We start from the raw sequence: 12,870 nt of genomic DNA, 5'->3' as shown, positions 1-12,870 counted from the left end.
TTCACAAATAGGAGGAGGTAAAAAACATGGAAATGTAGTTAAACATATTAATAATTGATAACTGAGTTAGAGAGGAGGATAATAATGAATACAGCTATTAATTTAAAGAAAATTTTTTATGGGATTTTAACAAGTTTTTTGGTTATATGTATGTCTATAATGCCGACATATGCAATGGAAGAAACTACAGAAAGTTATATTTCTGTTCCAGTTAATGAAACAGAAGTATGGGTTTTCCCAACAAAGGATGATTATGAATCATATTTAGAGGATATCAAATTACAGGAAAACACTTCTGATGTTACTACTCGTGCTGTGACAGAGCATGAACTATCTAGAACAACATGGTATCATAAATGGATTTGTTACCATTGGTTTACACCATCATGGACCACAGCATCAGTGTATACTCTTAATGCAGGAATGACTGTTTCTGGGACTATAGGTGCTTCTTATGGAGGTATTAATTTTAATCTTTCTCTATCAAGAACAGAAGGTGTATCTACTACAATACCAGCAGATAGTTCTAGGTATAGTAGATTATCTTTAAGTGGTGATTTTTTAGTAAAGAAAATGGTTCGTTTCTATTCTGATAATAGTGGTGTTTATGATCAATATAATTATATTTCATATAATGTATTAAATTCATATATAGATGTTACTTATCGATAAATTACTTTTACAATGATATTTAGCAGATAATATGAAAGATTTTATTAAAGAATTATTATTTTGTTATATTATATATATATTAATTTTTATTGGCATTGCACTAACCCCTTTTCCTACAATTGGTGAAGGTGGGAGAACACTGATATTTGATACTTTATATAGAAGAGGTTTGATCGTTCCTTTTTGTATAAATTCAATAATAGTAATTTATTTATTGTTAAAAATAATTTCAAATCATCTGAAAAAATAACAAGTAAGTTTATAGATTTATTTTCTATTATTGGAAATGGACAAGAGTATATGTTGGATTAAGGTTGATAACTTGTGAATTCATCTTAAAAAAGGAGTTTTTACTCCTTTTTTAAGTTTTTGATTAACGGGGAATCGCTATCACTTGCTATTTGATAGTTCATTTCAGTTCATGATATGTAAAAAGTGTAAGGTGAGTGTTTTCAAAGAGATGGTACATTATGAGTTTAAGAGATTTAATTGACAACAGACATGATGAAGAGTTGATAGATATACCATTATCAAAAATCCAAAAAAAATAAAATGAATTTTTGCGAATTACTCTAACAAACAAATTTTAATCAAATGTGGATTCAATTGCAGTAGGTATCAAAGAAAAATGGTAATCCGTCCTATTTTGGTCCGAAGATTTCATGATGAGGAAAAAGGAACGGAAAACAATATTTTGAGTGGAACACACTTTTTAAAATGGTGGTATGGAATGATAAAGAAGTATTTGGCGATGGAAAAATTTTTGACTTTATCATGATTCTACAACTTTTATTTTATTTATCACCATTATGCAGGTTTTATGATTTCATTACAAATAATGGTAGAGAAACAAGAAATAATAGTGATATTTGTACATTTGGCGCTTTAGCTTTTATTGATATCGTTTTGTTGGATAGAGCAAAATCAATATTCAATATCGATCACATTAATATTTGCTTTGATATGTTTATTCGTTTTTTTTTAATGAGTATTACAAAAATTGAATTAATATCTTAAGCTTTGGATAATCTATTTAATTTCAATTAATATCAAATCATTTCTACATAAAAAATTAAATAAATAGAATTATAATCAATTGAATATATAGAAATAAAAAATTGCTAAAGATGCTGATGGGGAAATCGTTTTAGAACAAACAAATAATTCCAATAGAAGGAGTGATTTTTGTGACGCTATCATTCAAATACAGTTTATGAGAATGAATATAATAAAGATAAAATTGTTTTTTATAATTGTTTTAAAATTAAATAACAAAAGTCTTAACTCAGTTCCTAAAAAATGATAAAACTATAGTATCTTTGGATAGTGATGTTTTATAAAGAAAATAAGATTATATACGTGCCTCATTTTCAAAAACAAATAAAATATAAATAAAAATATGAAAAAATAAAATGTACCAATAAATATTTATCAGAAGGGAGCATTAGACATGATATTAAAAGAATATATAAATATACAATTTACAAATACATATGTGGTAATTCATACAGGATATGGAGGTTATAAGGCCCCAATTATGATAGAAGGGAAACTGTCAGAAATAGATTTGTCTAATTACGAAGAAAAAGAAGTGCTGGCAGTATCAGGTCGTGCAGACTTAGATGGAATTCATTTTTGGTTATAAAAGTCTCCTATTTTTCATATTTCAAAAAAAAGTGAATTTATATGTTCTAGCAAAAGAATTACATTGTTTTATAAAACGTTCTTTAATTTCATTATTTTAAAAATCAGTACGAACGAATTTAACTTTTCCTAAAATTCTAACTGGTATCGATTCCACTTCTTTAGGCGTGAAATATCGAGAAGCATATTTAGGATTGCTCGCTTCTAAGATTATTAAGTCATTTTTGAAAATGACTTTTTTTACGGTTGCTTCTTCTCCAATTAGTACAACAGAAATTGTGCCGGACGCAACCGTGTTGCATTGCTGGACATAGATTAAATCGCCTTCATAGATATGAGATCCTTCCATAGAATCTCCTTCAACTCGTAAGAAATAATCACCATTGACTGCGTCTTCGTGTGTGACTTTCACATATCCTTGAATATCTTGTTCTGCATACATATCATATCCAGCACGTGTGGTTCCTAAAATAGGCTTGTAATTTTCACTTTCTTCTAATACTTCGTCAATATTGTTTATTCCCAATACTTTACCTACATTTTGCTTCGTTCTGGTTCTTAATTTTGTACTTCCTGCTAACCAGCGAAAATAAGTCGCTCTGGAGACACCGCATAATTCGGCCATTTCTTCATGACTTAGTTCATGTTCAATTTCATACTGAACTAATAATCGCTTAAATATCATAGTTATCACCATAATAAAAATAGCATGTTCTGAGAATGTTTCAAGATATTTATCAAAAATAGTCTCATAACTCTGTTGAAAAATAGACGGATAGAAGCGTAAGATACAGCCACGAGGTGATCATTATGTCTGATAAAGTTTATCTTTGCATTGATTTAAAAAGTTTCTATGCATCGGTTGAATGTGTAGAAAGAGGATTGGATCCTTTTGAAATCAATCTTGTCGTAGCCGATCCAGATCGTGGGGGAGGAGCCATAACTTTGGCTGCTACACCAGCCATAAAAAAATTAGGCGTTCCCAGTCGTGGACGTATTTATGAGATTCCAAAAGGAATTGAATATATTATCGCTCGACCTAGAATGCATCTCTACATGGAGTATTCTGCAAAAATATATTCTATCTTTTTAAGGCATATTGCACCTGAGGATATTCATGTCTATTCGATTGATGAGTCTTTTTTAGATGCAACGCCTTATCTGGATCTTTATGGAGTAACCCCTAAACAATTGGCAAGAAGGATTCTTGATGATATATTCGATGAAACCGGGATTACTGCGACGGTTGGAATTGGTACAAATCTATTCTTAACAAAAGTAGCTCTGGATATCACAGCGAAACACACGTTAGACAATATGGGTTATTTAGATGAAGAACTCTTTCGTCAAAAATTATGGAATCATACACCTTTGACAGATTTTTGGATGATTGGACCTGGTACTGCAAGACACTTAGCCAAACTAGGTATTTTTGATTTATATGACCTGACTCAATTTCCAGAATGGATCCTCTATAAGGAGTTTGGAATCAATGCAGAGATATTAATCGATCATGCATGGGGTAGAGAGCCAGTTGAAATAAAAGACATAAAATCTTATCAGCCTAAGGCAAATTCTATATCGAATAGTCAGATCTTATTTGAAGATTATAGCTATAAAGATGCTTTCCTGATTCTAAAAGAGATGGTAGATTCCAATGTTCTTGTACTTACGGAAAAACATTTGGTATCCGATCACATCAGTTTATTTATCGGTTATTCTAAAGATGTTCGTAAACCAAGCCGAGGATCCAGGAAGATTACAAATCGGACCAACTCTTATAAAATACTATTAGAAGAGTTTAAACTTCTTTATAAGAAAATTGTTGATCCACGATATCCTATCCGGCATATTGGCATATCTTTTGGAAATGTTCGTGATGAAATTTACGAGCAGTATGACTTATTTACTGATCAGGAACTGTTGGAAAAAGAGAAAAAAATGCAGCAAACATTGGTAAAGATCCGAAATAAATACGGAAAAAATGCAGCTCTTAAAGGCATGAATTTCTTACCTAAGGCGACCGCGAAGTATCGGAATACAACAATTGGAGGACACAAGGCATGATGGATAAAATACAGAGGGCGCATATATTCAGCTCTTTTGATGCTTTGAAAGGATTTCGGGAACTATTAAAAGAAGAGGAACGAATCGTAGTTCCTAAACGGATCCTGTCTGAAGACGATTTGGAAATGTTAGATAAAAAGATCCATCAGATAGAAAAAGGAATGATTATAACTGTAATATACTTTGATAATGGAGACTACATAAAAAAAACAGGAGTAGTATCAAAAATACGATTAGAAGAACGATATATACAAATTATAAAAACAAAAATACTACTTAAGAATATTGTGGATATTGAAAATGATTTATTAGAAAATGTAACCTACTATAATTTTTGATGCGAAAAATCTGTAATTTATCAAGAATGAGAGATTATCAAATGAAGAAAAGAACTAAAAATAGAATTTATTCATCTAACCTCCAAAAAAATAATAGACAATCAACTAATATAAACTGTTCGAATTAATCACGATTTTTTTTGTTTTATTCTCTTTTATACAAATATATTTGCTTTTCACAAAATAGTCCATCATAATTTTTTTATTTATAAATGGAGGAAATTATATGAACAAAGAAAAGCTGATTGAAAAATATTTTAAAGACTGTATTTTGCGAAAAAGATTAAATGAGAAGACTATAAAAGCATATCGAATAGATTTAGATCAATTTTCAAAATATGTAGATGATAATTTAACGAATCCAGATAAGATTAGCGATTATATTTATTATCTTAATAATGAATATGAAAAACCAAAAACAATAAAAAGGAAAATAGCGAGTGTTAAAGCTTTTTATTCATATTTGGAATATGAAGGTTATATTGATGTATCACCCTTTAGAAAAATCAGGTCAAAAATGAAAGAGCCTTTTATTTTGCCCAAAACAATTTCACCTGATTTGATCCAGAAAGTCATTTCCTATCAGTACAATCTAATCAATAACGCAAAAACAGAATATCAATTAAAACAAAATGTACGAAACACAGCAATTATTGAACTTTTATTGGCAACGGGCATACGCATATCTGAATTAAGCTATATAGAACAAATAAATATTAATTTGAATACAGGAACTTTAAAAATCAATGGGAAAGGTTCAAAAGAAAGGAATCTATATATTAATATTGAACCAGTTATTAACATTTTAAATAGATATGTCACTCTCTATAAAGAAGAGTTAAAAAGTACAGAGTATTTTTTTATTAATAAAGAAGGTCAAAGGTTATCTGAGCAATCTATTAGATACTTTTTATTTAATATTGGAAAACAGTTAGAGTTACCAATAAGACTTACTCCTCATAAATTTAGACATACTTTTGCAACAATGTTATTAGAAGATGATGTTGATATCAGATACATACAAAAAATATTGGGCCATAGTTCTATATCTGTGACTCAAATTTATACTTATGTTACTTCTGCTAAGCAAAAAGAAATAATGCTAGAGCATAATCCAAGAAAACATTTTGTGAGCTGATCAACTGAATGTGGTAAAATAATAAAAAAGTAGGTGTTTTATTTGAAAGGCCAGTATAAAATTGCAATATGTGATGATGATAATGTATTTTGCATGAAAATAGAATCTTACATTTATGAATACTATGGAAAGAATAACGTGAAACTATCCATTTTTTATTCTGGAGAAGAATTTATTAAATCTAAAGATAAATATGACTGTATTTTTCTGGATATTGAAATGATTGATTTAAACGGAATTGAAATTGCTACAATGATTCGTAATTACGATTTAGATACCTATATAATAATAGTCTCTGGATTCCCTAAATATAAAAATGTAGCTTATAGATTGCATGTATTTGATTATTTAGATAAGCCATTAAAGAAAACTACACTATTTAGAACTTTAGATGATATGACAATGCTGTTGAAAAAAAAGCAAAATGTTCAATATGAACATTTTCAAACAAATCAAGGCTTAGTAAAACTCAGAGTAAATGACATTGTCTATTTCGAATATAGTGAACGTAAAATAAACCTTTGCACAAATAACGGACATATTTATCAGTTTTATGACACCATCTATAAATTAGAAGATAAGTTTAAAAAGTACCATTTTATAAGTCCGCATAAAGCTTTTTTAGTCAATGTAGATTATATTCAGAATATCCATTCAAATGATTTGATTTTAGAGAAAGACATTATTATACCTATTTCGAAATTAAAAAGAAAACAGATTAAAGATGCGCTATCAAATAAATATTATCAAAAATCATATAAATTTGTTCAAAATAAATTTAGTGGCGTTTCTTTAAAAGAAGTTAAATGGAACATAAAAGATACTTTAATTTTTACTATAATTGTATTATCTGTTCCTATATTAATTATTATGCTAAACCAAGCTTTTAGTTTCAGCTTTAATGGAACAATTATTTCTGTTTTGATATTAATTTTAAACGTAATTATTCATGAATTTGGCCATAGCACTGCATTGCTCCTATTTGGCAAAAAAGTAGCAAATTACAAATTTAAATTTAAATGGATTTTTCCATCAATCGTATGTGATACAAGCGAAGCATATATGTTACCAAATTATGAGAAAATCATTGTGTTTTATTCAGGTGTTCTTTTCAACATTATTAGTTGTATGATTTTATGGAGATTAAATTACTTGCAAGAATGTATGCCTACGTTAGGATTTATTATATTTAATCTTATTCCAATCCCTTTTTTGGAAACAGATGGATAAAACATTCTTTATTATGGCATTTTAAGAAAATATAAGTATAGGAATTTATCTAAGTCAAAGTGGCATAAATTGTTTTATGTATTATCGATTGTTATATTTATATTCTATATATTTTATGACTTTTGGATCAAAAAGAATTAGGCCTAAATTATTCTTTTGGTTATAAAATTTTGTACAAAAAAGAGAAAGGAGAAACAGAAAGATGGAAGATTATAAAAAAGAATCAAAAGTTTTGGATTCATATTTAGAGGATCTAACAGATCTTGATGAATTGGAAGATCTTGAAAGTCCTGCTGTATTTGCCGGATCTTGGTTTTTAATTGTGTCAAGTTAATATCTTAAAGGTAAGAGAAAGAAATTTAAATTTCTTAATATTAAAACAGTTCTAGGAAACCTGTTTAAATGGACCCTGTAAACAAATATCAAATACGAGCATAAAAGCTTAAAAATGAATTTGTACTACAGGATCCTTTTTGGTGAAATGTTACAAATTAGATATTAAATAATTCAACGTATAATTTTAGAAAGGAGAGTTCATTATGGCTCCGTTAACATTAGATAGTAACCTGTATAATGATTTATCAAATCAATATCAAAACAACAAAGACAATATAACATTGAAAGTGTATAGAGATGCGCTGGAAACGGCAAAAAAATATGATAAAGAGGAAATACAATATGTATTATTTAAACTAAGATACATTAATAGTGATGTGAACTCAGGGGTTGATGAAATAAATCTGAGCATAAATTTTGGTACACGTATATTTAACATTTTAACAGGAAGACAATATAAATTAGCATTTATTTATTCTATTCTGGAAGCAGCATTAGATGATTAGTATTTTTTAATTTATACTTTAAAAGGGTTACTCAGAAATCAATAAATGTTGAAAAGTAAAAATATACTATTAACCTAAATCAGTTCTTTATATAATGAGATTTTTACGAGCAAGAAGTTTTTACAATAATCTATAATTCTTGTATTCCATACATTTTATTGTATGTTCTATGAATCTCATATTCTTGGAATACATTTAATGCTCTTTTCAGTTAGTTTAATTCTAAAAGTTTACTTAAACCAAGAGTAAATTATTTTTAAAGTTGTATAAAACGATCTATCGAATCAAATGATAATCTAAGTTAATCAAAAGTTTAATAATATTTATTTAAGGGTTTAATACAATATAAAAATTATAAAAAATTTCTTGGACTTTAATTAGATTAGGTCACCAGAAGAGTATTTTTTTCGAATTATCAGCACTAATTATTGCGCATAGTTACTCGTTAAGCGTATAATTTTTGTGTATGATAATTTGAAGTTATCAGATGTAGATTATGAGATTATAAATTATGCTAAAAAATAAAGTTGCTTATTTTAACAAAATTATTGAGTTTGTTATTGACAAAATAAATATTTTTCTATTTTTGACGATTTTTATTGTACTCTCTTTTTTCTATTATTATTTTGACTTATTTAAACATTTGTCTTTTATAATGAAACAAGCTACGTTTATTCAAGATATATTTTCTCAATTGTTAATCTTCTTTTGTTCTGTTGCACTGAGTTTTTTATTTAATAGACACCATATAGTCAAATTTAAATATTTTATAAAAACACACTTGTATTCATATTTACTAAAGCAAACAGATTCTTATAATTTTATTAATAGGTTTTATTCATATAATCGAATTCACCAAACAACACAGGATGAAGTATTAGAAATTCTTGTTAATAACCTTGTAAAAAAATCTGTCGAAAGAAAATGCATTTGGATTGAGGGAGAATCTTTTAGTGGTAAAACTTCAATGATTTTACACTTCTTTAGAGATTTAATAGAAATAAATAATTATGAAGAGTTATTCAATGCACTTTCAAACAGAATTTATTATTTTGATTTGGCTAGAGATGATAATAATATACAAAATATTTATTCCAAGCACGTAAATAATTATTACAGTAACTGTCTATTAATATTTGATAATCTACAAAAAATGTCGTATATCGATTTTTATTCTACATTTATACCTATTGTGAAAGAGAATAAAGATTTTGGAATTATAGTTTTAATGCGTACATTAGAAGATGATATAGGTGACTCCTTAAAAATTAAACATATTTTTTCTAATCTTGTCGATGATGATCAACATATAATCATGAACTCCTTGATTGTCAATAATAATTTGCCTCTTAAGGGTCATTATAGTAATGATAGAAAAATGAATAGAATTATTAACTATCATGTAATGTCTATTTCAAATAGTGATTCTAAATTACAAAATTTGTTGTTTAATTTTGGCCGTGGTGAAGATAACGAGTTTGATGAAACTTTCTTAATTATTGTTTTAGCATCCCTATTTACAGGTAGTTTTGATTATAATCTTTTAAAAAAACTAGTTAATGGAAAAAAACAAAAAAATTTAAAAAAACTGATTATTAGATTATTAAAATCAGGGGTCATAACAAAAAGTCCAAATTCAGAGAATTATTATTATTTAAATGAAAATATTGCAGATTATTATTTTTTAAAATTGTCAAATAATGAACAGTATTCTCTTTCTGTAAAAAGAATTTCTGATAAATTATATGAATATTATAATCAAAAAAATAATAAACAATTAAGTTTCTTTTATGGTATTATTAGCGAAAATTATAAGGAAGAATCTCATCAACTATTCAACACAATTGCTATCAATGTAAATTTTAAAGAATTATTAAAAAAATTAGAACTTTTAATATGTTTTCGAAGTAATATTCAGAATGAATACTGTAAAGAATTGGGCATACTTTGCGACCGAACAGGGCGACTTAACAAAGCGAAGAAATTATATTTAAGATGTGATATTAATTCAAATAATGATATTTTTTATAGATTATTACAAATTGATCATAGTTATATAAAGAAAAAGAAAGATTTTAAAATTGAATTTACGAGTACCTACTTATGTATATTAGATGAATACTGGACAATTCATATGGATATGCATCAAGGAATATTTCAACTTAAAAAGATGGAGGAATTAGTTAATAAAACATCAAAACAGATAGAAGATTTAATATCTTATAATTTGTATGATGCATGTCATTTAATGAGAAGAATTTATTTTGATTATTTTAGGATTTATTATTTATCCGGAAATAGTGAATACAATTCTCTTATTTCAGTATGTGATGATATGATGCCTCTCAAATATTTTTTAAAAAATAATCTTAGTGAATTTGAGAACTATTATCAAAAATTTGCAATTGGCTTATTTCTAGGGTATTGCATACTCTATGATATTGTTTTTAGAAAGAAATATATGCAAGACTCAGTTTTTGATAATATTTTATTTCCTTATTTTTCAGACAAGAATGTTAATTCATTTTATGATACTGATGATGTAATCAATTTTTCAACAGAAATCTTGTTAAATGTCTGCAATAATTTGTATAATATAGCAGATAAAACGTATATATTTGTGAAATACCATATGTTTTCTATTAAGCTTGGGTTAGATAAGATTAAATCATATAATGAGTATGAGGCTTTTGTTGAAGAATACAGTAATTTCGCAACCAACGAAAAAGTCATTGAATATAAAATATATGCAATTTTGTTAAGAATTAAAATAAATCTAGTAAAACTTTTCGATCCTCAAAATATAGTTGATGATAGTTTTGAAAAAAATGAAGCATTAGAAGAGAATATAAAAAAAGATTTTATTCAAATTAAAGATAGACTGATCGAAATGACATATAATAATAAATATGAAATTTTTAGAGTAGAATTATTAGAATCTTTATTCCAATATTTTATTCAAAAATTAAAACAAATAGATATCAAGGCTTTGATCGAAACAGCCGAAACTAATGGTTATAAAAGGGAATTAGTAATTTTACAGTATATTTCGGAGAGAAATAATTCTTTGAGCTTTAATGATTTAAGAAAAATCTTTAAATTTTATCCATTAGTAACTCAATAGTTTAAATCAATCTCTTTATCTTTAAAATAGAATTTTTTATCTTTTTCTTGCAAGAAGCGAATAACTCTACAAGGATTTCCAACAGCAATTGCATCAGAAGGAATATTTTTAGTAACAACACTTCCGGCTCCAATCACACAGTTATTGCCTATTGTTACTCCTGGAAGAATAACCGTATTGCCTCCAATCCATACGTTATTGCCTATGTTGATATTGATACCAAACTCATAATTAGTGTTTCTAATTATTGGGTCAATTGGATGTGCTGCTGTTAAAATAGATACATTTGGTGCAAGTTTTACATTGTTACCAATTGTTACACTGGCAACGTCTAATATTGTACAATTGTAGTTAGCAAAAAAATCATCTCCAATGTTTATATTATAACCATAATCACAAAAAAAAGGCTGCTTGATACGATAGTTTTCCCCTATATTAGGAATCAATTTTTTTAGTAGACTTTTCTTCCTGGTTTCATCGTTTGGATTACAATTGTTAAATTTAAACATTAATTCATTAGCATGTTTTCGCTCGATTAATAACTCTTCGGAATCAGCCAAATAGAGCTTATTGGTTAGCATTCTTTCTTTTTGGCTCATAATTTAATTCCTCACATTTGCAGATAATGGGACTAATTCGTTAATATATTTTTGTGTTTTGTTTAACAATGTTTCATTAACACTGTCGACATAATATATTTGAGCTATTAAATCAGCAAGTTTTTCTAAGTTATAACTATTTATACCTTGCAAAGTTGCGGCAGATGTTCCCATTCTAATTCCCATACCTAATTCGTAAGGTAATTTTCTATAATTAACTAAAAAATTACAATATTCCATTTTTTTATAAAAAGCAAATGCCGTGTCGTTATTATTAAATTGAATCCAAAGATGATGCGTGTTTTGCTTTGAATTATCACGAATTACAACTGGTATTTTTCTCTTATACAATTCTTCTTCTAAATAAATGCTGTTTTCCAACATTAATTTAGAATATATATTTAAAATCTTTTGTTTTTTTAAAATTTGATTAGCAATAAAAATATTTTCAGCATGAATATTGGAAACATAATCAGATAATGCATTTTGTATTTTTTCCCAAATAACACTGTTATTAGAGCAAACCAAAGCTTGTTGTGGGCCAGGGAAATTTTTGTGTAACGTGGATAAAATTACATCAAATCCCATATCAAAGGGATTTTTAAAATTTTTTTCTATTATATTTGTTAAATATTGAGAAGCATCGAAAATACGAATGCACTTATATTTAATTTTATTCAATAGTTCTGAAAAATCTTCATAATATAGCCCTTCGCTTCGATCAATAAAAATGATTTCAGGTCTTTTCTTATTTATTAGAGAAGCCGTATCTTCTATGTTGATTTGATAGTTTTGATTATCTGGAATAGCTTCGATAACATGATACCCTAATCTTGAAAGTATTTTAGGAGTTGCATAATGACCACCTGCTGAAACAGGTAAAACCATAACAGTATCACCTATTTTTCCTAAGCCCATAAACAAAGTGACATGTGCATGTAGTCCTGATAATAATCTCATAGAAAAATATGTTGACTTCATTGTTTTGTTCCATTGCTTATAAATATTTTGAATTTCATTATTATAATTTTGTCTTCCTGAAAAGCCTATAATAGATTCTTTGATAATTTTATCATTTTTGATTTTGTCAGATATATATAAGCCACGGAGTTTTGAGTAATCTTTATCTATTAATAACTCCGGCATATTTTCAACAGGATTTAATATTAATTGTTTTGTCATAATTCCTCCTATATATGGATAACTTCAAATTATC

The 12,870-nt window shown here is 27.2% G+C and carries 13 protein-coding genes; 10 read left to right on the top strand and 3 right to left on the bottom strand.

Features of this window, described 5'->3' with window-relative positions; translation table 11 throughout:
* Positions 1–84 precede the first annotated feature (84 nt).
* The 3 genes from HMPREF0367_RS02090 to HMPREF0367_RS02080 all read left to right on the top strand — a co-directional run bounded on the left by HMPREF0367_RS02090 (position 85) and on the right by HMPREF0367_RS02080 (position 2,317).
* Positions 85–672 carry a hypothetical protein gene (locus HMPREF0367_RS02090; RefSeq protein WP_035400695.1) on the top strand — a complete coding sequence of 196 codons (588 nt, stop codon included), beginning with the start codon at positions 85–87 and terminating at the stop codon, positions 670–672.
* Between the two features lie 717 nt (positions 673–1,389).
* Entirely contained in the window at positions 1,390–1,689 is a 300-nt protein-coding gene (locus tag HMPREF0367_RS02085) for a hypothetical protein (protein ID WP_035400693.1), read from the top strand.
* 433 nt (positions 1,690–2,122) lie between these two features.
* Positions 2,123–2,317, top strand: a complete 195-nt coding sequence (locus HMPREF0367_RS02080; protein WP_035400684.1) for a hypothetical protein — start codon at positions 2,123–2,125, stop codon at positions 2,315–2,317.
* A 96-nt stretch (positions 2,318–2,413) separates the two neighbouring features.
* On the opposite strand, the gene HMPREF0367_RS02075 is transcribed toward HMPREF0367_RS02080, so the two are convergent.
* Positions 2,414–3,001 carry a LexA family protein gene (locus HMPREF0367_RS02075; protein WP_035400680.1) on the bottom strand — a complete coding sequence of 196 codons (588 nt, stop codon included), beginning with the start codon at positions 2,999–3,001 and terminating at the stop codon, positions 2,414–2,416.
* Positions 3,002–3,126: 125 nt separating this feature from the next.
* Between HMPREF0367_RS02075 and HMPREF0367_RS02070 the strand changes: the two genes are divergently transcribed.
* The 7 genes from HMPREF0367_RS02070 (at position 3,127) to HMPREF0367_RS02045 (ending at position 11,055) form a co-directional block, all read left to right on the top strand.
* On the top strand, positions 3,127–4,383 hold the full coding sequence (locus HMPREF0367_RS02070; protein WP_035400678.1) for a Y-family DNA polymerase: 1,257 nt from the start codon (positions 3,127–3,129) through the stop codon (positions 4,381–4,383).
* Positions 4,380–4,721 carry a YolD-like family protein gene (locus HMPREF0367_RS02065; protein WP_051335132.1) on the top strand — a complete coding sequence of 114 codons (342 nt, stop codon included), beginning with the start codon at positions 4,380–4,382 and terminating at the stop codon, positions 4,719–4,721. The genes HMPREF0367_RS02070 and HMPREF0367_RS02065 overlap by 4 nt, the downstream gene beginning before the upstream one ends.
* 226 nt (positions 4,722–4,947) lie before the next feature.
* Positions 4,948–5,859, top strand: coding sequence for a tyrosine-type recombinase/integrase (locus HMPREF0367_RS02060; RefSeq protein WP_035400677.1), 912 nt, complete (start codon positions 4,948–4,950; stop codon positions 5,857–5,859).
* A gap of 33 nt (positions 5,860–5,892) precedes the next feature.
* Complete coding sequence (locus HMPREF0367_RS02055) at positions 5,893–7,089, top strand: LytTR family transcriptional regulator DNA-binding domain-containing protein (protein ID WP_262359495.1); 1,197 nt, start codon at positions 5,893–5,895, stop codon at positions 7,087–7,089.
* A gap of 202 nt (positions 7,090–7,291) precedes the next feature.
* Positions 7,292–7,423 carry a hypothetical protein gene (locus HMPREF0367_RS10795; protein ID WP_262359494.1) on the top strand — a complete coding sequence of 44 codons (132 nt, stop codon included), beginning with the start codon at positions 7,292–7,294 and terminating at the stop codon, positions 7,421–7,423.
* A gap of 205 nt (positions 7,424–7,628) precedes the next feature.
* On the top strand, positions 7,629–7,931 hold the full coding sequence (locus HMPREF0367_RS02050; protein WP_035400675.1) for a hypothetical protein: 303 nt from the start codon (positions 7,629–7,631) through the stop codon (positions 7,929–7,931).
* A 511-nt stretch (positions 7,932–8,442) separates the two neighbouring features.
* The gene (locus HMPREF0367_RS02045) at positions 8,443–11,055 is read left to right on the top strand and encodes a hypothetical protein (protein ID WP_035400668.1); all 2,613 of its coding nucleotides are present in this window, start codon (positions 8,443–8,445) and stop codon (positions 11,053–11,055) included.
* Here HMPREF0367_RS02045 and HMPREF0367_RS02040 read toward each other — a convergent pair.
* The gene (locus HMPREF0367_RS02040; protein WP_035400666.1) at positions 11,049–11,654 is read right to left on the bottom strand and encodes a sugar O-acetyltransferase; all 606 of its coding nucleotides are present in this window, start codon (positions 11,652–11,654) and stop codon (positions 11,049–11,051) included. The two genes, HMPREF0367_RS02045 and HMPREF0367_RS02040, sit on opposite strands and share 7 nt — an antisense overlap.
* Positions 11,655–11,657: 3 nt before the next feature.
* Positions 11,658–12,836, bottom strand: coding sequence for a hypothetical protein (locus HMPREF0367_RS02035; protein WP_035400665.1), 1,179 nt, complete (start codon positions 12,834–12,836; stop codon positions 11,658–11,660).
* Positions 12,837–12,870: the final 34 nt, after the last annotated feature.

Source organism: Faecalitalea cylindroides ATCC 27803 (genome assembly GCF_000469305.1).
GTDB lineage: Bacteria > Bacillota_I > Bacilli_A > Erysipelotrichales > Erysipelotrichaceae > Faecalitalea > Faecalitalea cylindroides.
The sequence above is the reverse complement of the archived record's forward strand: the minus strand, read 5'-3'. Positions and strand labels throughout refer to the sequence as shown.